Source organism: Flavivirga jejuensis, from assembly GCF_030540765.1.
Lineage (GTDB): Bacteria > Bacteroidota > Bacteroidia > Flavobacteriales > Flavobacteriaceae > Flavivirga > Flavivirga jejuensis.
Genome location: NZ_JAUOEL010000004.1, coordinates 222,149 through 242,008, shown reverse-complemented (window position 1 = coordinate 242,008; position 19,860 = coordinate 222,149). Strand labels below are relative to the sequence as shown.

At 31.7% G+C, this 19,860-nt stretch carries 19 protein-coding genes and 1 pseudogene; 17 read left to right on the top strand and 3 right to left on the bottom strand.

What is annotated here, in order from left to right; all coding sequences use genetic code 11:
- Positions 1–65: 65 nt before the first annotated feature.
- The 4 genes and pseudogenes from Q4Q40_RS12660 to Q4Q40_RS12640 all read left to right on the top strand — a co-directional run bounded on the left by Q4Q40_RS12660 (position 66) and on the right by Q4Q40_RS12640 (position 4,579).
- Positions 66–1,259 carry a MopE-related protein gene (locus Q4Q40_RS12660; RefSeq protein WP_303302210.1) on the top strand — a complete coding sequence of 398 codons (1,194 nt, stop codon included), beginning with the start codon at positions 66–68 and terminating at the stop codon, positions 1,257–1,259.
- Positions 1,260–1,597: 338 nt separating this feature from the next.
- Positions 1,598–1,743, top strand: a pseudogene (locus Q4Q40_RS12650) (Gfo/Idh/MocA family oxidoreductase); the annotation flags it as partial.
- Between the two features lie 338 nt (positions 1,744–2,081).
- Entirely contained in the window at positions 2,082–2,834 is a 753-nt protein-coding gene (locus tag Q4Q40_RS12645; protein ID WP_303302209.1) for a carbon-nitrogen hydrolase family protein, read from the top strand.
- Positions 2,835–3,052: 218 nt separating this feature from the next.
- Positions 3,053–4,579 (top strand): C25 family cysteine peptidase, encoded by a 1,527-nt coding sequence (locus Q4Q40_RS12640; protein WP_303302208.1) that lies wholly within the window; start codon positions 3,053–3,055, stop codon positions 4,577–4,579.
- An 82-nt stretch (positions 4,580–4,661) separates the two neighbouring features.
- Here the strand turns inward: Q4Q40_RS12640 and Q4Q40_RS12635 are convergent, their stop codons facing one another.
- A complete protein-coding gene (locus tag Q4Q40_RS12635; protein ID WP_303302207.1) occupies positions 4,662–5,339 on the bottom strand; it encodes a class I SAM-dependent methyltransferase in 678 nt (225 codons plus the stop codon).
- A gap of 352 nt (positions 5,340–5,691) precedes the next feature.
- On the opposite strand from Q4Q40_RS12635, the gene Q4Q40_RS12630 reads away from it, so the two are divergent.
- From Q4Q40_RS12630 to Q4Q40_RS12615, 4 genes are all read left to right on the top strand, one after another.
- A complete protein-coding gene (locus Q4Q40_RS12630) occupies positions 5,692–6,465 on the top strand; it encodes a hypothetical protein (protein WP_303302206.1) in 774 nt (257 codons plus the stop codon).
- 323 nt (positions 6,466–6,788) lie between these two features.
- Positions 6,789–7,421 (top strand): LysE family translocator, encoded by a 633-nt coding sequence (locus Q4Q40_RS12625; RefSeq protein WP_303302205.1) that lies wholly within the window; start codon positions 6,789–6,791, stop codon positions 7,419–7,421.
- A 45-nt stretch (positions 7,422–7,466) separates the two neighbouring features.
- Positions 7,467–8,003 carry a Crp/Fnr family transcriptional regulator gene (locus Q4Q40_RS12620; RefSeq protein ID WP_303302204.1) on the top strand — a complete coding sequence of 179 codons (537 nt, stop codon included), beginning with the start codon at positions 7,467–7,469 and terminating at the stop codon, positions 8,001–8,003.
- Positions 8,004–8,055: 52 nt separating this feature from the next.
- Positions 8,056–8,613 carry a DinB family protein gene (locus tag Q4Q40_RS12615; protein ID WP_303302203.1) on the top strand — a complete coding sequence of 186 codons (558 nt, stop codon included), beginning with the start codon at positions 8,056–8,058 and terminating at the stop codon, positions 8,611–8,613.
- Positions 8,614–8,619: 6 nt separating this feature from the next.
- On the opposite strand, the gene Q4Q40_RS12610 is transcribed toward Q4Q40_RS12615, so the two are convergent.
- On the bottom strand, positions 8,620–9,261 hold the full coding sequence (locus tag Q4Q40_RS12610) for a protein-L-isoaspartate(D-aspartate) O-methyltransferase (protein ID WP_303302202.1): 642 nt from the start codon (positions 9,259–9,261) through the stop codon (positions 8,620–8,622).
- Positions 9,262–9,418: 157 nt separating this feature from the next.
- On the opposite strand from Q4Q40_RS12610, the gene Q4Q40_RS12605 reads away from it, so the two are divergent.
- The 9 genes from Q4Q40_RS12605 (at position 9,419) to Q4Q40_RS12565 (ending at position 18,898) form a co-directional block, all read left to right on the top strand.
- The gene (locus Q4Q40_RS12605) at positions 9,419–10,378 is read left to right on the top strand and encodes a Gfo/Idh/MocA family protein (protein ID WP_303302201.1); all 960 of its coding nucleotides are present in this window, start codon (positions 9,419–9,421) and stop codon (positions 10,376–10,378) included.
- A gap of 12 nt (positions 10,379–10,390) precedes the next feature.
- A complete protein-coding gene (locus Q4Q40_RS12600; RefSeq protein WP_303302200.1) occupies positions 10,391–11,281 on the top strand; it encodes a 3-hydroxybutyryl-CoA dehydrogenase in 891 nt (296 codons plus the stop codon).
- 90 nt (positions 11,282–11,371) lie between these two features.
- Complete coding sequence (locus Q4Q40_RS12595) at positions 11,372–11,737, top strand: four helix bundle protein (RefSeq protein WP_303302198.1); 366 nt, start codon at positions 11,372–11,374, stop codon at positions 11,735–11,737.
- 127 nt (positions 11,738–11,864) lie between these two features.
- Positions 11,865–13,103, top strand: coding sequence for a DUF1015 domain-containing protein (locus Q4Q40_RS12590; protein ID WP_303302197.1), 1,239 nt, complete (start codon positions 11,865–11,867; stop codon positions 13,101–13,103).
- A 209-nt stretch (positions 13,104–13,312) separates the two neighbouring features.
- The gene (locus Q4Q40_RS12585; RefSeq protein WP_303302196.1) at positions 13,313–13,783 is read left to right on the top strand and encodes a DinB family protein; all 471 of its coding nucleotides are present in this window, start codon (positions 13,313–13,315) and stop codon (positions 13,781–13,783) included.
- A 24-nt stretch (positions 13,784–13,807) separates the two neighbouring features.
- Positions 13,808–14,476: a YggS family pyridoxal phosphate-dependent enzyme gene (locus tag Q4Q40_RS12580; protein WP_303302493.1), complete on the top strand. Its 669-nt coding sequence runs from the start codon at positions 13,808–13,810 to the stop codon at positions 14,474–14,476.
- Positions 14,477–14,486: 10 nt separating this feature from the next.
- The gene (locus tag Q4Q40_RS12575) at positions 14,487–15,851 is read left to right on the top strand and encodes an exonuclease domain-containing protein (protein WP_303302491.1); all 1,365 of its coding nucleotides are present in this window, start codon (positions 14,487–14,489) and stop codon (positions 15,849–15,851) included.
- Positions 15,852–16,072: 221 nt separating this feature from the next.
- Positions 16,073–18,031, top strand: coding sequence for a DUF3858 domain-containing protein (locus Q4Q40_RS12570; RefSeq protein WP_303302195.1), 1,959 nt, complete (start codon positions 16,073–16,075; stop codon positions 18,029–18,031).
- 24 nt (positions 18,032–18,055) lie between these two features.
- Positions 18,056–18,898 carry an ion transporter gene (locus Q4Q40_RS12565; protein ID WP_303302194.1) on the top strand — a complete coding sequence of 281 codons (843 nt, stop codon included), beginning with the start codon at positions 18,056–18,058 and terminating at the stop codon, positions 18,896–18,898.
- 180 nt (positions 18,899–19,078) lie between these two features.
- Here the strand turns inward: Q4Q40_RS12565 and Q4Q40_RS12560 are convergent, their stop codons facing one another.
- On the bottom strand, positions 19,079–19,585 hold the full coding sequence (locus Q4Q40_RS12560) for a hypothetical protein (RefSeq protein WP_303302193.1): 507 nt from the start codon (positions 19,583–19,585) through the stop codon (positions 19,079–19,081).
- Positions 19,586–19,860 lie beyond the last annotated feature (275 nt).

Genomic DNA, 19,860 nt, shown 5'->3' with positions numbered 1-19,860 from the left:
AGTTAATTCTAAGTTAAGCCAGCAATAACACCAAATAAATCAGCTATTTTTATCACAAAAATTCAATGAAAGAAAAAGCCCTATTTCTCTTATTAACTAGCACATTGCTTTTTGCCTCTTGCAGTAATAATGAACAACCCTCTAATCCTAGTTGTCAAGAGCAAACATGGTATCAAGATGCCGATAATGATGGGTTTGGAAACGAAGAAAATCAACTAAGTTCATGTATCCAGCCAGATGGCTATGTTGCAAATAATAATGACTGTGATGATACCAATAATTTAATTCACCCAGACGCTCCAGAAATTCAAAATAATATAGACGACAATTGCGATGGTATTATAGAACCTGCAGTAATTGAATGTAATTCAGACAGTGAATGTGCTGGAGTTTGCCTCAATAATGTCTGTGTCGATATTTCCACACCTGTTCCAAATGAATTTGTCAAATACTATTTCACTCACGATTTAACAAATATAAATATCCCCTATCGCTTTTTTAGGCCAGAAGGTGCAGACACGGTCAATACTGAGTACCCTTTAATCATTAGCTTGCATGGAGCAGAATTTTTTATAAGTCCAGAAAATACATTTTTGCAAGGCGATTATGGCACTTATATGGCATTAGCTTGGATAGAAGAAAATAATCAAGAAACATATCCCGCATACGTAATAGCTCCTAATATACATAGAGATATACGTGGACAAAATTATCGTAACTGGCTCACCGAAGCATCTTTAGATTTTATAGAAAAGCTATTAGATTTTATTCTCCAAAGTGAAAATATTGATGAAAGCAGAATATATATAACTGGACATTCTATGGGAGGAATTGGTAGTTGGTATCTAGGAGCAAAGATGCACGATAAAATTGCTGCTATTGTGCCTCTTAGTAATGCATTTGTCCCTGGTGATCCGAGTTTTGATGAAGTAACATCTCAAATTGAAAATGACATATTTGAAAACCTGCCTGTTTGGAGTTTTATTCATAGAGCAGACACTGGAGCATCAGGCTCCAGAGGGGCTTTTGGAGCACTGTCCGACAAAGGATACAATATAGTAAACACGCATTGGGTAGACGATGTTGAGTACAACTTATCTGAAAATGACATACGAACAAGAATAGATGCGGGAGAAAAATATTTTCAAACAGAATACAATTACCCATGCGATAACAGCGAATTTTGCCATTATGCTATGGACGTAGCATTAAAAGATCCCTTATTATTTGAATGGCTTTTTAAACAAAAAAAAGAATAAGCCTAACAAAAACAAATATTAGTATTTCTAAACTAATTAAGCTAAAACTAGGAGATACGTTTAGGGTTGTTATTTATCATAACGAGAGACATATAATACAGGCCTTAAAAACATTAACTAGTTGTTAGCGTACACCTTTGTGCTTAAAAGTATCTTTCAATGTTAGGAAAGTTTATAACGCTATTTTAGTTAAACATTTGCAAGATGAAAATAAAATAAGCAAAATTTATTTTCGACATCGAATATGCAAAAAAATTAGCTGTAAATAATCAAATTCATGTTGTAAATATCTTACTTTTGTGGAAAACGTAAAATATATACTTAAAATTGGTGTACCTGATGCTGTTGATGTGGTAGATATAGAACACCTACACTTTCTCATTACGACTGTGCAAAACAAGCCATAGCAAAAGGCAAACACATATTTATTGAAAAACCAATAACTAACACAGTAGAAGAGGCTGAACATATTAAAGAACTGCTCTGTAATAAAAAAATTCTTGAAACTGACTATCCCCGAGGCAAGCCATAGGGGTATTTCGCCAGTTTCATTTTGCCTTTATAGAGGCAAAAATCGAATTTTGTTATTTTGCCTCACCCAGAACTGCAAAAAAAGGCAGTTCTGACCTCTCCAAAGGAGAGGTTAATTGGAAACCCCGACCCAAGGGTCGGAGAATTTTTAGATTAAAGTTTATGGAATTTGCCCAAAACAAAGATTATTTAAAAAATGTTGGACATCGGACTGCTGGATTAGAAGATTCCCGATTATTACCTACAACCGAAATAAAAAACGATACCCAAAAACCATAATTTAAGAAAAAAATGAAAATTTGTGTTGCACAGACAGAACCGATTAAAGGAGATATTCTAAAAAATATTGAAAATCATAAAAAGTTAATTGATCTTTCTATTAAAAACGGCTCAGATATTATAGTTTTTCCAGAGCTTTCATTAACAGGATATGAACCTGAATTAGCAAGAAAATTAGCAACCACAAAGGATGACAAAAGATTTGATGAATTCCAAAAAATCAGTGATTTAAATAAGATTATAATCGGAGTTGGACTACCTACTAAAAGTGAGACAGGAATCTGTATTAGCATGATACTTTTTCAGCCAAATAAATCTAGAATGACATATTCGAAAGAATTTCTACACCCAGGTGAAGAAATTCATTTTGTTGCTGGAAAAAACCTCCCTCCTATTACATTTAAAAACAATAAATTAGCTTTTGCGATCTGTTATGAAACATCCATTCCTGAACATTCAGAAAAAGCATTTAAGAATGGCGCAAATGTCTATATCGCAAGTGTCTTGAACTCAGTAAATGGAGTTAATAAGGATATCAATCGGATTTCTGATATTTCAAAAAAATATGAGATGGTGGCAGTAATGACTAATTTCATAGGAAAATCAGGAAATTACGATTGTGCAGGTAAGAGTTCCATTTGGAATAATAAGGGGGTACTCATTGAACAATTAGATAACTCCAAAGAAGGTATTGCAATCGTTGATACCAACACACAAAAAACAATTAAAATACAACTAGATAAAACTATTGACAAAATTGATTAGCACTTAATTGAAAAGGAATCATTTGATAGTAGAATAAAAACAAAAGCTAAATTAATATATACCAAACCGTTAGCTTTAATACTGGTTTTGCAACAAAAACTCCTTTTTTTTGGTCAAATGCCTGTAATTCCAAATGTTAAATGGCATAACTTTAACAAACATTAAGAATGATAGTGATGACATTATTTTAGCTTTACTTACTAAAATAATTTGACGTTATGTATAAATTAAGGAGAAACATTGGATTAAAAAGTTTAATGTTATTAACTAATCTAATAATATTCACGGCATGCAACAACTCAGTAAAGCCTGAAAGTTACAAAGTATTGTTAATTACCAATAATGATTTGTCTGAAGCTTGGCAAGCCTATGCAGATTGGAAAAAATCTATAGGGAAATCGACAAAAATAATAACGGTTTCAGATATTAGCAAAGACTATAATGCAACAAATATTCAAGAGAAAATAAGATTATGCGTTAGAAATTATATAGAAAATCACGGTGTTAAATGGGTGGTACTAGGAGGTGATAGTCAACCAAATGGTAAAGGTGTTGTACCAGGCGGACATACTACGATTCATCAACAAGAACCCAAAGGTATTCCCACAGATATTATTTATTTGAGCCCTACAAATTGGGATGCAGATAATGACGGTATTTACGGCGAGTTTAAAGATGACCGAGAGGCCATTACCTATCCTGATGGTAGTATTGGTTTAGGAAGAATACCAGTACGCACAAAAGAAGACGTCATAGCATTCACCGAAAAAGTTATAGCTTATGAAGCTAATTACCCTACAGGTAACTTTGCAAGTAATATGGTATATACATGTACAGATCAACCCGCATATGCTAAGGTTCGTAATAGTTGGGATGGCTATCTTTCAAAAGTTTGGAATGGAAATTCTAAACGCTTTTTTTCATCTGAAACGCCATGGGATGAAGCAGGTAAACTTGGAAGCTACGAACTTAGTGCTGAAAATTTAGTGAGCCTTATTAATAACAAAACAACAAGTAAAATACACATTCATGGGCATGGACATTTACCTGCTTGGTTATTAGAAGGAAAATCTATTTTTATTGAGGATCATGTACAACAATTAAATAATGAAGGTGCTTACCCTCTAATTACCACGGTTTCTTGTAATACTGGTGAATATGATTCTGATAAAGATCCTTCTATTGTCGAGCAAATGATAAGAAAGCCTAAAGGAGGTTCGGTAGCTGTAGTAGCACCAATTCGTACTGGGAAACCTCATTTTTCTGATCGTAGCGACTTTAGATTGATGGTGTTAGAAGGAAAGCTTGATGGAACTACTCATACAATGACAAGATATTGGATGGCTGGTATGAATCATAATGCTACTACAGGAGAAGCATTAATGAAAGCTAAAAGTGAAATGATAGCTGATGCTAAAAACTCTGCAGCTTACCATCTTTGTATTTGTGAGATAAATTTATTAGGCGATCCTACATTAGATATGCGGTCGACAGCTCCCAAAACACCTAAATTAGAAGTTGAAAAACAACTTACATTGGGTAAAAACAAACTAGAGGTAAGCACTGCTATTTCTGATTGTACAGTATGTATATGGAAGGAAAATGACGGTATATACGAAATAGCAAAAACAGATGCTACAGGAAAAACTTCTTTTAATTTAGAAATAGCTAGTACAGGAGACATTGTTGTGTCTGCATCGGGAGTTAATGTTAATAGTGTTGTAACAAAAATAAATGTAAAATAGGTTATTTAGATATGATTTCTATTGCCCCATTATTTCTTAAATATGATGACTGCATTTCTATACAAAATAAAATAGATGTCATTTAAAAAATTTTATAAATCGTAGTTACAATAACCCCTTCACAACCATTTAAAATAACAGATAATAATTGTTTTTCCTCTTTTACCTTAAAATTAAATGGTGGCGCTAATAAGTTTAAACCACTTTGTTTTTTTAGTCTAATGCCTTGTCCTGAAATAATCTCTTTATTGGGTACAAAATCTCCTTCAGGTAAATGCTCTGTTAAAATAACATATTTAAAATCAGTTAACTTACTCACTATACTTTGTACTTCTTCATTTGATACATGCTGTAATACTTGTCTTAATATAGCACAATCCCCAGAAGGCAAATCATCTACTGCAATATCTAAACAATGAAATTCTAAATTTTCTTCTTTAAATTTTTCTTTATTATATGCTATAAGATCTGGTACTATATCTACCGCAACATACTTCTTTGTATACTTTACCAATTCCTTTCCTACATTAAAATCCCCACAACCTAAATCACATACCACAAGCGGACTTTTAAAAGAGGTTAAAAATGATGTTAAAACATCTATATATGGTTTTACTATCTCTGGATAATGCGACCCTGTACCTGAATAAAAATCGGATTCACCACCACCCCAAAGTTTCATTGCATAAACCTGTTCCATAGCCTCTTTAGTTGGCCAAGGTTTCTTTATTTTTTTAGTTTCATTTTTTTTATTCTTCATAAACACCCTATTCACCTATATAGACTATAAAAACATATTTATTATGTACTCAAATAACATATTAAAACAAGCGTACAAGGTATAAAATAATAAAGGTTAAGTAGCAAACCCAAAGTTGGTATATATCAACAAAGTCCGCCAAATTTACAATGTTTTTCAGCAATTCGATAACAGTTAGAACGCTACTCAATATAAAATCATTTGATTTACACCCTTTAATTACGATCCTTTAACATAGACACAAAACGAAATTCTTAAAGTTACTAAAGTTCATTTTTTTTTACTTTTTTCTATTAAAAATGGTCATACCTTATACATTATTATTAATTTAGTTTTCAAATAAAAAATAGTAATGAATAATAAAGTGATTAATTTGTTTGACAACAAAATAGTTCCAAATAAAGGTGTAAAATATTCTGAATTATTAGAACAATTTATGTCACCGTTTACAGATGAATTTATTGACGCAGCATATATTGACGATATATTTGAATTTTCAATGAATGCTTGGAATATGGCTAATATAAATATTATGATGCCAAATGAGGATATTGAAAAAGAAATGAATGCAATTGAACAAGAAGGTGAAGATATTTCATTACTAAAAAAAATGATAGCTCATAAGGAGGAAAAATACAAAGTGTTTACCAATTTCATAATAGATTATGAATTAAAAGAACCCCAACCAGGCAAAGCCCCTATGCTAAGTGTTGTGACTCAAGAAGAACACGCTTATTTATCCGATATGGTAAATGAAATAAAAGAAGAAGAGAACCTGCACTATCAAGAAGATTATCATGAAAATTATATTAACCGTAGTGCAATTGTTCTAAAGCCGCAACAACCCTTTTTAGATTGGTTTTCTAATTTGAATCCAGATGAGGATTTTGAAGAAGAGCTTAAAGAAACCAACATTTATTTAGTTGATGACACCATAGATGATGTAGAAAAATGGTTAAAAAAGAAATTCGACACCTTTTTTATGATGGAATTAGAAGAATGGCACGGCAATAAAAAAGAGTGGCCTCAAAAACGTAATTATAAAATGTTTAACCTTTGGTTTCGAGTTGAAATATCAAAAATGATTTATGATTTAGAAAAAAAACCAGTTCTAAAATCAGAATAATTAACCATTTTATACCTGAAAGTCTGCTTTGTGAAATCCCGAAATAAAAGAATAAACATGGTAAAACTAAATTAGTATGAATTCGTGAAATCTGCCAGCTGGCAGGCTAATGTCATTAAGTTAAAACTAAAATGTCAGTCTGAGCGCAGTCGAAGACCTTATAAACCTTAGTTTTTAAAAGCATTTCGACTTTAGCTTGTCTTGAGCGGAGTCGAAAGGCTCAATGTGACAAAACAGAACAAATCCCCTTAACTTAATAACATTGGCTGGCAGGCTGGTTCGTGTCAGAAATTTTTAGAAACTGAAAGCAAAACACATAAAGAATGATACCTATTAGCGATTTACTTTTATTTGGACTAGCCTCATTAATAATGGTGCTTTCTCCTGGGCCTAACATGATTTATTTAATTTCCAGATCCTTATCCCAAGGAAAAAAGGCAGGAATTATATCTCTTTTTGGAATCATGTGTGGTTTTTTATTCCATATACTTATGGTATCCTTCGGGTTAACAGCCATTTTCTTTGCTGTTCCTTATGCATATGTAACAGTTAAATTTTTAGGTGTAGGCTACTTACTTTATTTAGCCTATAGCACTGTTACATCAAAAAATAAAATCTTTGATTCCGATAAAAATCTTAAATCGGACAAAAGCCTCAAGCTATTTAATATTGGGTTACTAACCAACGTTCTAAACCCAAAAATGGCGATTTTTTACCTTTCATTTTTTCCTCAATTTATAAAACCTGAATACGGTTCAATTTTAAATCAAAGCTTTCAACTCGGCATTATTCAAATAATAATTAGTTTTTCAATTAATTTTCTAATTGTAATATCTGCAGCGAAAATGGCGAAATGGTTTTCAAAAAAACCAATTTGGCTAAGGATACAAAAATGGTTTATGGCTTCTGTATTAACTGGACTTGCTCTAAAAATGGCATTAACCAAAGCGAAATAAAATAGGTACAATACGCTGTCTAATAAAAAACTGCCTTTAAATAAAATGACTCCTATTTCAATACTAATAGAAAAACTAAACAGTCAAAATTTATGGCAAAAAACATTAGAGTTAAAAAGGAACGAATACCTAAAAGTAAAAGGAAGTATTGATACCAATTTATATTTAGTAGTTACTGGTGCAGTAAGAATTTTTGTTTTAGATGAATTTGAAGAACACACCATTAGGTTTGGTTACAAGAATAACCTAATTGCAGCACTTGATTCTTTTTTAAGTGAAAAACCATCCGATTTATATATTCAAGCTTTAAAACATACATCATTAAAAGTTATGGATAAAAGCACGTATATGAATTTTGTGACTAATTCTACAGAAAACACAAAAATATGGCAGATTACTTTAGAGAATTTTGTACTTCAGCAAATGGAAAGAGAACGTGATATTTTAACAACATCTCCTATTGAGAGGTATAACCGTGTTTTAAAACGAAGTCCTCAACTTTTTCAGGAAATACCAAACAAGTATATTGCTTCATACTTAAGAATGACTCCAGAAACACTTTCAAGAATTAAAAAATCTTAATTTGAATCAATGTTTATATGACGTATAATTGAAACCTTTGTAAAAAAATATTATGAAGGTAACATCAGAAGTATTAATCACAGAATTAATAGAAAAAACAAGGCAAAACATTAACCAAATTGAAGCCTTAAGCCTAAAACCAATTAGTGAACTTAATTGGAAAGCAGACAGCAACATATGGAGTGTCTTAGAATGTATTGAACATTTAAATTTATACGGAGACTATTATCTCCCTGTAATAGAACAAAGCATTATTAATAACGCATCCAAACCTAAAACTTATTTTAAATCAGGTGCTTTAGGTAATTACTTTGCTAAAAGCATGTTGCCAAAAGAAAAGCTAAACAAAATGAAAACCTTTAAGGATAAAAATCCTAATGGTAGCGATTTAGACAAAACAACTTTAAACCGCTTTTTAATACAACAAGAAAAAATGTTAGACCTCCTAGACAAAGCTAGAAAAGTGAGTTTAAATAAAACAAAAACGAGTATTAGCATTACAAAACTAATCAAGCTTAAACTTGGAGATACCTTTAGAGTTGTTATTTATCATAACGAAAGACATATAGTTCAGGCAATAAATACATTAGAAACTAAAACCAATATATAAGGCTAATCAATTCTTATCCTCCAACAAAGGCACAAAACGAAATTCCCCAAACTCCTGTTGTTCGAATTCTTTTTGTCCTTTTCTGGTAAACATAGTCATGATCTGCACATTATCCCCCACAGGAATAACTAACCTACCTCCTATTTTTAATTGACTTAATAAAGGTTTTGGTACAAAAGGTGCACCTGCTGTAACAATAATACTATCAAAAGGAGCTTCATCAACCAAACCTTTGTAACCATCACCAAAAATGAGTTTCTTAGCACGATAGCCTAATTTAGGTATAAATTTACTGGTTTTTTTAAATAACTCTTGTTGGCGCTCAATACTATAAACCTTAGCTCCTAATTCACACAAAACAGCCGTTTGGTAACCACTCCCCGTTCCAATCTCTAAAATCTTGTCCCCTTTTTTAACCTGTAATAATTCACTTTGAAAAGCCACAGTATAGGGTTGCGAAATAGTTTGGTCTGCAGCAATAGGAAACGCTTTGTCTTGATAAGCATGGTCTAAAAAACTAGAATCCATAAACAAATGTCTGGGTATTTTCCCGATGGCATTTAAAACATTTGTGTCTGTTATTCCTTTGGTCTTTAAAATATTAACGAGCTGTTGGCGTAATCCTTTGTGTTTAAAAGTGTCTTTCAATCTTGATGGCGTTTAGTTATGCTAAAATTAGTTAAACATTTGCAAGATGAAAACAAAATAAGTAAAATTTATTTCTAACATCAAATAGGCAAAAAATTAGCTGTAAATAATCAAATTCATGTTGTAAATATCTTATTTTTGTGGAAAACGTAAAAATATGCTTAAAGTTGGTGTACTTGGTGCTGGTCACTTAGGTAAAATTCATTTAAGACTTCTAAAACAATCTGAAAAATATAACCTTGTTGGTTTTTATGATGCAGATGAAACGAATGGTAATAACGTAGAAGCAGAATTTGGTTATAAATTTTTCAATTCTTTAGAAGCCCTCATTGATGCTGTTGATGTGGTAGATATAGTAACACCTACACTTTCTCATTACGACTGTGCAAAACAAGCCATAGCAAAAGGCAAACACATATTTATTGAAAAACCAATAACTAACACAGTAGAAGAGGCCGAACATATTAGAGAACTGCTGGCCGAACACAACCTAAGAGGTCAAGTAGGACATGTAGAGCGTTTTAACCCTGCATTTATTGCTGCAAAAGGAGATATTAAATCCCCCATGTTTATTGAATCCCATCGTTTAGCAGAATTTAACCCCAGAGGCACCGATGTACCTGTAGTATTGGACCTCATGATTCATGATATTGATGTTATACTAAGTCTCGTAGATTCAAAAGTTAAAAACGTGTCGGCAAGCGGTGTTTCAGTCATTAGCGACACACCAGATATTGCCAATGCCCGAATTGAATTTGAAAATGGTTGCGTTGCCAATCTAACCGCAAGTAGAATCTCACTAAAAAAAATGCGTAAAGCACGTTTCTTTCAAAAGGACGCTTATATTTCTGTAGATTTCTTAGAGAAAAAATGCGAAGTGGTTAAAATGAAAGATGCGCCAGAACAACCTGGAGATTTTGATATGGTACTTCAAAATGCAGAAGGTGTAAAAAAACAAATCTATTTTGATAATCCAGATATATCAGACAACAACGCTATTCTTGACGAATTAGAAACGTTTGCTGATGCTATAAATAATAACACTACCCCTATTGTAACGCTTAACGACGGTACAGAAGCTCTAAGAGTGGCAACTCAAATAATAAACTGTTTTTAAACAAATACTTACATGAAAAATATTGCTGTTATTGGAGCAGGTACTATGGGGAATGGTATCGCTCATACTTTTGCGCAAAGTGGTTTTAACGTTCAACTTATAGACATAAGTGAAACATCACTAAAAAAAGGCATAGAAACCATTACCAAAAATTTGGACAGAATGGTGGCTAAAGAAAAAATTTCTGAAGCTGATAAAACAGAAACCTTATCAAATATTGCAACTTTTACGAATATATCCGATGGAGTTAAATCTGTCGATCTAGTCGTTGAAGCTGCTACTGAAAATGTAGATTTAAAACTAAAAATCTTCAAGCAGTTAGACGAAGTTTGCTCAAAAGAAACCATTTTAGCTACAAATACATCTTCTATATCTATTACACAAATAGCTGCCGTTACATCAAGACCAGACAAGGTTATTGGCATGCATTTTATGAACCCGGTGCCTATTATGAAACTCGTTGAAATTATACGAGGTTATAATACAAGTGATGAAGTCACTAAAAGCATCATGGATATGTCTAAAACTTTAGGCAAAGTACCTGTTGAAGTTAATGATTACCCTGGTTTTGTGGCAAATCGTATTTTAATGCCTATGATCAACGAATCTATTGAAACACTTTACAACGGTGTAGCTGGTGTCAATGAAATAGATACGGTTATGAAACTGGGTATGGCTCATCCAATGGGACCATTACAATTGGCAGATTTTATTGGTTTAGATGTTTGTTTATCTATACTTCATGTGATGCACGACGGATTTAAAAACCCAAAATACGCTCCTTGCCCATTATTAGTAAACATGGTTAGAGCAGGTAAATTAGGCGTGAAATCTGGTGAAGGTTTTTATGATTATTCTGAAAGTAGAAAGGCTGAGAATGTTGCTGGGCAGTTTTTGAAATAGTTGGTTCAGTGTTCAGTGTTCAGTGTTCAGTGTTCAGTGTTCAGTGTTCAGTGTTCAGTGTTCAGTGTTCAGTAAATGTAAAATTTAAGAATGAGGTTTCAGGATTTATTAGCTTATAAAAAGTCATTTGATCTAGCAATGAATATCTTTCATTTATCAAAATATTTTCCTAAAGAAGAGACATACTCACTTACAGATCAGATAAGAAGGTCTTCTCGAAGTGTTTCTGCTAATATTTCAGAAGCATATCGCAAAAGACTATATCCCAAACATTTTACAAGTAAATTAACAGATAGTGATGCAGAAAACTCAGAAACCCAAACATGGTTAGAATTCTCCTTACGTTGCGAATACATTTCAAAAGAAACTTTCAATAGCCTTATGAGTGAGAGTAATGAAGTTGGAAAATTAATTAACTATATGATTCAAAACCCTGGAAAATTTGGTTCTAAATAAGAAGAGGAATAGTAATCAGTAAACAGTGTTCAGTAGGCAGTGAACATAATACGAACACAAAATACTGAACACGAAATACTGAATACTGTTTACTGAACACTGAACACCGAACACTGAATACTAAAACATGGCAAAAGTAATCCCATTTAAAGCTGTAAGACCCACGCGAGATAAAGTAAGTCTGGTTGCAGCTCGATCGTATCAAACATACACGGAAGCAGAGCGAGAATCCAGGATGGGCTACAATCCATTTTCATTTTTGCATATTGTAAACCCTGGGTATCGATATCATAAAGATATTTCAGGGAAAGATAGATATGCCTTAGTTAAAAATCGCTATTTAGAATTTAAGGAAGATACTATTTTTATTCAAGATAAAACGCCAAGCTATTACGTATATAAAATTGTAAATAGAGAAGGCGGTATTTTTTCAGGAATCATTGCTGCTACCAGTTCGGAGGATTATGAAAAAGATATCATCAAAAAGCACGAGGACACTATTGAATATAGAGAGCAGGTCTTTAAAGATTATTTAAAAACTGTTGGCTTTAATGCAGAGCCAGTGCTTTTAACTTATCCTGATAATGCAACAATTGCTAACATCATTTCAGACATTCAAAAAAATAGAGCAGAATATGAGTTCACAACAACTTATAGAGACACGCATTATTTATGGAAACTCGGTGATTCAGAATTGATCAATACCATTAGTAATGAATTTGAAAGGATGGACACCCTATACATAGCCGACGGACACCATAGATCTGCATCTTCATATTTGCTTTCTAAAGATCTACAATCTGAAAACGATACACATACTGGAAATGAGCCATACAATTATTTTATGAGTTATTTAATTCCAGAATCGGACTTAAAAATTCACGAATTCAATAGACTTGTTAAAGATTTAAACGGACTAACAAAAGAAGCATTTTTGATACAACTGGATATGATGTATCGCATCGAAAATAGAGGTAGTAATTTATATAAACCAAATAGAAAACATCATTTTAGCATGTATCTGGATGGTGAGTTCTATTCTTTATTCTTAAGAAAAAGCAATTATGAATTTAGCAACGCTTTGGAAGCTTTAGATACGCATATTCTTTACAAAACCATTTTAGAACCAATTTTAGGTATTTCAGACCTACGTAACGATACACGCATTGATTACTCACATGGAAAGAACGATCTAGTCACTATAAAAAGTAAAGTAGATAGTGGAGAATTTGAAGTAGGTTTTGGTTTAGTCCCCATTAATGTAGATGAGATGAAAGCCATTGCCGACAATAATTTAACCATGCCACCCAAAAGTACTTTTATAGAACCTAAATTACGAAGTGGTGTAACCATTTATGAATTTTGATATTTTCATTATAAATTTGCTCCGCTACTTAGAGTCTGTTTAAGAATTTATGATTAGAATTTTTATCAACTATTTTTGATGCAGTATAAGGCAAAATGTTTTAAACATAGCCTAGTTACGGTTCAAAATTTTAACGAAATAATGCACAAAAAGAGGCATAAAAAAATAATTGATGAAATCTTAAACAGACTCTTAATTAAAAAATTTAAATGAACTCAACTGATATTATTTTATTAAACTTCTCTGAAATTAGAAGACGTAGTATAAAACTTTGGCAAGGGATTCCAAAAGAACACTTACATTGGAAACCAGACGATCAAGCCTTTACAATAATAGAAATGATAAGACATGTTCTCGAAGGCGAACATTTATTTCATATGATAATTGAAAAAAGAGGTAACTTAGGAGCTTATAAATCGCCTTGGGATGATATCCCGTATAAAGATTTAGAGATGGAACTTAAATTTGCCAAAACTTACCGTGAAGATTTTATAAATATGATTAAAAATTTTAATGCATTAAATTTAGAACAAATTAAAATTGAACGTAGTGAAGTTGGACAAAGTAAAACCCTTGGTGATTATCTTAACCGTATAGCATATCATGAAGCTGTACATACAGGACAAATACTAAGCTACTTAAGAACCATTGGAATTGACAGACCACAAATTTGGGATTAATTTTACGTCATTATGGATATAATTATAGATATAAAGCAAAACCTTAAAGATATAAAATCGTTATTACCAGAACATGTTACACTTGTTGCTGTTTCAAAAACAAAACCAGTGAGCGATCTAATGGAAGCCTATGATGCGGGGCAACGCATTTTTGGAGAGAACAAGATCCAGGAAATGACAGACAAGTATGAAACCATGCCAAAAGATATTGAATGGCATATGATTGGTCATGTTCAAAGTAATAAAGTAAAATATATGGCTTCCTTTGTACGTTTAATTCATGGCGTAGATAACATCAAGCTTTTAAAAGAAATAAATAAACAAGCCATAAAACACCATAGAGTTATTGATTGTTTAATTCAAATAAAAATCGCTTCGGAAGATTCTAAATTTGGAATGACACCAAATGAAGCTTCAGAAATTATAAAATCTGAAACATTTTCTGAATTAAAAAACATTAAAATAGTTGGACTCATGGGTATGGCAACCTTTACTGATGATGAAAATCAAGTAAAAAAAGAATTCAGTTATTTAAAAAATACTTTTGAAGATTTAAAGCCCTTAAACACTACTAATTGCCAATTACGTATCATTAGTATGGGAATGAGTGGTGATTATCAACTAGCCATTAATTGTGGCAGTACAATGGTTCGAGTAGGAAGTAGTATATTTGGTTCACGAAATTATAATTAAAAATAGATTTATTTACGCAATATTAGACATAGAAACTACTGGAGGCAAGTATAATGAAGAGGGCATTACAGAAATTGCGATCTATAAGTATGATGGTCATGAAGTCGTTGATCAATTCATAAGTCTTGTTAATCCTGAACGAGACATACAGCCCTTTGTTGTAAACTTAACAGGTATAAACAGCAACATGCTACGTAATGCACCAAAGTTTTATGAGGTTGCAAAACGGATTGTAGAAATTACAGATGATTGTATTTTAGTAGCTCACAATGCCCAGTTTGATTATCGAATTTTAAAAACAGAATTTAGCCGTTTAGGATTTGATTTCGAAAGAAAATCACTTTGTACTGTCGAACTCTCAAAAAATTTAATTCCAGACCAACCTTCATATAGTTTAGGTAAATTAGTTCGAGCTCTTGGCATTCCTGTTACAGACAGACATCGTGCTTCTGGAGATGCATTAGCAACAGTAAAACTGTTTAAAATGCTTTTGGATAAAGACACGACTAAAAGTATTATTCAAGAATCTGTACGACTAAACCCGAAACTCCAATTAGAGCCAAGACACATAGATATTATAAAAGATTTACCCTCTATTACTGGTGTTTACTACATTCATAAAGCCAATGGCGCTATTATATATATTGGAAAAAGCAACAATATAAAAAAACGCATCAATCAGCATTTTACAAATACCAATCAAAAATCAAAAAAAATACAAGCTCAAGTTACTGCAGTAACTTACGAAGCTACAGGTAGTGAATTAGTAGCACTACTAAAAGAAAACGAAGAAATAAAACGCGTTAAACCAATACTTAACAGATCATTACGCCGCACAAGTTTTACACATGCTTTATATAGTTTTAAAGATGATAATAATTATATTAACTTAAAAATTGATATTGCAGACGGACGCAAAAAAGCGGTTACCACTTTTAGTAATAAGCAAAGCGGCAAAAGTTTTATAATTAAAGCTATTGAAAAATATAAGCTATGTCAGAAACTAACAGGCGTATACAATACAACTACCAGCTGTTTTAATTACGACATAAAAACGTGTGAGGGCGCTTGTATTCAAGAAGAGTCAGCAGAGTCGTACAATAAAAGAGTAGAATTACTCTTATCTAAAAATAGTTACTCTAACAAAAACATGGTTATTATAGATAAGGGTCGTGAAGTTGATGAACGTAGTGCTATATTTATTGAAAACGGTGTATTTAAAGGCTTAGGCTTCTTCAATCTTAACTATCAAATAAATAATATTGAGGTTTTAGAATCTATTATCACGCCCATGAATAATAATCGAGATACACAGCATATTATTCAAAATTATCTCCGTAAAAACAAAAAAGTAAAGCAAATTATATTCGAATAAAAAAATTCTTAAAACTGACTATTCCTGCCTTTTCGGGCTCTTAAGCAGCCCCTAGGCAAACCATAGGCGTATTTAGCCAGTTTTATTTTGCCTTTAGAGGAAAAACACCGAATTTTGTTATTTACCTCACCCAGAACTGCCAAAAAAGACAGTTCTGACCTCTCCAAAGGAGAGGTGAATAGGAAACCCCGACCCAGGGTCGGAGAATTTTTAGATTACATATGAAGCAAATCCCCTTATATTTTTTACTACTTACTAATTTAATTCTTTTTTCGCAGTCTAATTTTAATTCTGAATCTTACAAAATAACTCTAGAGGATCTGGAAACAAATACTTTTAAAAAAGATTCTACTGCCAACGCCATAATAGTATACAAATACGGAAACAGTTTTGTTGATAGATCCGATTATGACTTAAGAACTGAGGTAAAACAAAAAATAAAAATATTAAATAAAGAAGGTTTTAATAAAGCCACTGTTACCATTCACCTATACAACAATGGTAATAAAAAAGAAAGAGTAGAACAAATCATTGCAACTACTTATAATTTAGAAGATGGAAACATTACTACTACTAGATTACTTAAAAAAGACATATTTAGAGAAAAATACGACGAAAACCATTCCTTTGTAAAATTTACACTGCCCAATATTAAAGAAGGATCAATTATTACGTATAGCTATAAACTTATCTCTCCCTTTATGTTTAATTACAAAGGGTGGGATTTTCAAAGTGATATACCAACTTTATACAACGAATACAGAACAAGTATTCCTGCAAATTGGCATTATAATATTAAGTTAGTTGGGGACAAAAAATTAACAATAAACACCTCAGAAGTAAAAAAGAATTGTCTGGAATACCGAGGTGGCAGTGCAGGTTGTGTAAATAGTGTTTACGCTATGAAAGATATACCCGCTTTTATAGAAGAAGATTACATGACTTCGAAAAGCAATTATTTAGCAAGAGTTGAGTATGAATTGCAAACATTTAAAAGTTTTGATGGCAGTGTATATAATTATGCAAAAACATGGAAAACAGTCGATCATGAATTTAAAACAGATGGAGATGTTGGAAGACAATTAAGAAAACCTATAAATATAAAAGATATACTGCCTCTTGAGATTATTAATGAAAATGATTTATTAAAAAAAGCAAAAGCTATTTATAGCTATGTTCAAGAAAACTATACATGGAATGGTGACTATAATATATTTAAGGATGTCTCTATTAAAGATTTAATTAAAAACAAATCAGGAAATGTATCATCTATAAATATTTTACTTCATAATCTATTAAAAGAGTCTAATATAAATGTAAAACCTGTATTATTATCGACTAGAGAAAATGGATTTGCAACAAAAATTTTCCCTGTTATTTCTGAATTTAACTACCTAATTACCCAAGTAACCATAAATGATGAGATTTATTATTTGGATGCTACAGATAGCTACTTAAACTTTGATGATATTCCTTTTAGATGTTTGAATGGTTATGGTAGACTTATGGATTTTAAAAATGGTAGTGAATGGGTAGATATAAAACCAAGTAAGGCTTCAAATGTTTTTTACAAAGTAGAACTGCATCTTAATGAAAATGAAACTATTTCTGGAAGTATCACCTCAAAACGAACTGGATATCACGCTTTAAATTATAAAAAATCATATTATCAAAACAGTGACGCTTATGTTGAAAAACTAGAAAACAAGTTTCCTTATTTGGATATTTCAGATTTTGAAGTAACAAGTGATGGTGTTACAAGTTTAGACTTTAAAGAATCTTATCGCATAGATTATAATTATGAAGATACTGGTGATTATATCTATTTAAATCCTTTTTTCGTGAAATTTTTTAATGAAAACCCTTTTAAACTTCAAGAAAGATCATATCCTATTGATTTTGGTTATAAGGATACTTATTTTTATCTATTCAAATTTCATTTAGATGACGATACATATACTATGGTTGAATCTCCTAAAGATAAAAACATAGCTTTACCGAATAATTCAGGTAGAATTACTTTCTCTACCAAAGTTCTTGGTGACTTTATAAATATCATGCTAAAAATATCCTTTAATAAAGCTATTTATGAAGCTGAATATTACCCCTATTTAAAAGAGTTTATGAGTAAGATTGTTGATATTCAAACTAATTCACTCATACTTTTAAAGAAAAAGTAATCTATCTTTCTTACTTTTGAATACATGGATAAACCGAAAAAAAGGCATTGGAAAATAAGACTTCATGAAATTATTTATGAAGCCGACACATCTGGTGGAAAGATATTCGATATTATTTTACTTGTTACGATTATAGCAAGTATTATTCTAGTAATGTTAGAGAGTGTTAAATCTTTCGATGCAAAATATCATAATTTCCTTAATATATCAGAATGGATCATTACCATATTATTCAGCCTAGAATATATAGCAAGAATAATCACTGTAAAGAAGCCTTTTAAATATGTTACTAGTTTTTATGGCATTATTGATCTATTATCAACCATTCCAAAATATATTTCTTTAGTTTTTGGAGGTATTCACGCGCTTGCAGCATTACGAGCTTTAAGGTTACTTAGAGTCTTTAGAATATTAAAATTAGTTCGTTATTTAGGAGCATCTAACACATTATTAAAAGCCCTAAGATCCAGTCGTGTAAAAATATCTGTATTTTTATTTACCGTTGTCATTATTGCCATTATTTTAGGTACTATTATGTACCTTATTGAAGGTGAAGAAGCTGGTTTTACTAGCATCCCAACAAGTGTATATTGGTGTATTGTTACTTTAACCACCGTTGGCTATGGTGATATTTCACCCGTAACACCTTTAGGACAATTCATAGCCTCTATTGTTATGATTTTAGGTTATGGTATCATCGCTGTGCCTACTGGTATTGTATCTGCAGAATATGCAACTCAAAGTAAGGCGAATAAAATCATAGAAGAAGACGTGCAGTTAAATTCGCAATCTTGTTCCAATTGCCTATCCGAAAAACATAAAGATGGTGCCGATTTTTGTTATAATTGTGGTGAAAAACTTCATTAGTGAATAGCGTTATGGTGTTACTAAACTAGGGCATGGCAAAACAACTTTAAGTATGAAATTGGCAACCATTATAATCAGAATTGAGGTTTATGAGCTATTCAAATTCGAAGATTAATAATAAACAAAAAAGAGCATACCTAAATACGCTCGCTTTATTAAATACTGCTAAGATTTTATATTTTAATCTTCATCATAATTTAAAAGGTCGAAATTTTCCTTCAAAACTTCATTTGTCCTTGGTAAAGGAATACTCTTAATAGAATCCTCTAATATTTTTGCAACATCCTTAAAGGTTTCTCTTGGGTCATATAACCCATTCAGAGAAAATAATAATTGCTCACAAACATCATCATTGTCTTTATATAATTTCAACAATTGCTTAATGCCGCTATATATATCACATCCGTAACATTTGCCAAAGCACCAAGCAACAGTAACTGGATAAACATTAATATTTATAATGTGGTAAAATAAGAAATGAACAATTTCCGTTGTATCTGCTTCAGATAACCTTAGTTTAAACAAATCTTCATCATTACCAAGTAATATAAGATAATCCTCATCTGAATATCTATCCTGTGTGTGCCTCTCCATTAATAAACCCAGATTTGTTAAAGCCGACATTATTGCTTTATGGTCATTAATCAATTTAGCTTCTTCTATTAATTCTTGAATTTTTGTATTCATTATTCTATTGTCTTAAATTATGTCCTATAATACTCTCTGCATCAATCCTATACACAGTGCCTTTATAGAAAAATTTCTCTTGCAGAGTTGTTCTTGTACCAGCAATGCCCCCGCTAGCGCTCGTTCAATGCCATTAAGTTAAGACTAAAATGTCAGTCTGAGCGCAGTCGAAGACCTTATAAACCTTAGTTTTTAAAAGCATTTCGACTGCGCTCAATGTGACAAAACAGAACAAATCCCCTTAACTTAATGACATTGAACTAGCGCCATCAGGG

What these genes read in the sequence shown, in the direction of transcription:
- Q4Q40_RS12560 (WP_303302193.1), bottom strand. Translation starts at nt 19,585, where the DNA reads ATGAATACAAAAATTCAAGAATTAATAGAAGAAGCTAAATTGATTAAT.
- Q4Q40_RS12600 (WP_303302200.1), top strand. Translation starts at nt 10,391, where the DNA reads ATGAAAAATATTGCTGTTATTGGAGCAGGTACTATGGGGAATGGTATC.
- Q4Q40_RS12615 (WP_303302203.1), top strand. Translation starts at nt 8,056, where the DNA reads ATGAAGGTAACATCAGAAGTATTAATCACAGAATTAATAGAAAAAACA.
- Q4Q40_RS12640 (WP_303302208.1), top strand. Translation starts at nt 3,053, where the DNA reads ATGTATAAATTAAGGAGAAACATTGGATTAAAAAGTTTAATGTTATTA.
- Q4Q40_RS12620 (WP_303302204.1), top strand. Translation starts at nt 7,467, where the DNA reads ATGACTCCTATTTCAATACTAATAGAAAAACTAAACAGTCAAAATTTA.
- Q4Q40_RS12605 (WP_303302201.1), top strand. Translation starts at nt 9,419, where the DNA reads ATGCTTAAAGTTGGTGTACTTGGTGCTGGTCACTTAGGTAAAATTCAT.
- Q4Q40_RS12660 (WP_303302210.1), top strand. Translation starts at nt 66, where the DNA reads ATGAAAGAAAAAGCCCTATTTCTCTTATTAACTAGCACATTGCTTTTT.
- Q4Q40_RS12595 (WP_303302198.1), top strand. Translation starts at nt 11,372, where the DNA reads ATGAGGTTTCAGGATTTATTAGCTTATAAAAAGTCATTTGATCTAGCA.
- Q4Q40_RS12565 (WP_303302194.1), top strand. Translation starts at nt 18,056, where the DNA reads ATGGATAAACCGAAAAAAAGGCATTGGAAAATAAGACTTCATGAAATT.
- Q4Q40_RS12630 (WP_303302206.1), top strand. Translation starts at nt 5,692, where the DNA reads ATGAATAATAAAGTGATTAATTTGTTTGACAACAAAATAGTTCCAAAT.
- Q4Q40_RS12590 (WP_303302197.1), top strand. Translation starts at nt 11,865, where the DNA reads ATGGCAAAAGTAATCCCATTTAAAGCTGTAAGACCCACGCGAGATAAA.
- Q4Q40_RS12570 (WP_303302195.1), top strand. Translation starts at nt 16,073, where the DNA reads ATGAAGCAAATCCCCTTATATTTTTTACTACTTACTAATTTAATTCTT.
- Q4Q40_RS12585 (WP_303302196.1), top strand. Translation starts at nt 13,313, where the DNA reads ATGAACTCAACTGATATTATTTTATTAAACTTCTCTGAAATTAGAAGA.
- Q4Q40_RS12645 (WP_303302209.1), top strand. Translation starts at nt 2,082, where the DNA reads ATGAAAATTTGTGTTGCACAGACAGAACCGATTAAAGGAGATATTCTA.
- Q4Q40_RS12635 (WP_303302207.1), bottom strand. Translation starts at nt 5,339, where the DNA reads ATGAAGAATAAAAAAAATGAAACTAAAAAAATAAAGAAACCTTGGCCA.
- Q4Q40_RS12625 (WP_303302205.1), top strand. Translation starts at nt 6,789, where the DNA reads ATGATACCTATTAGCGATTTACTTTTATTTGGACTAGCCTCATTAATA.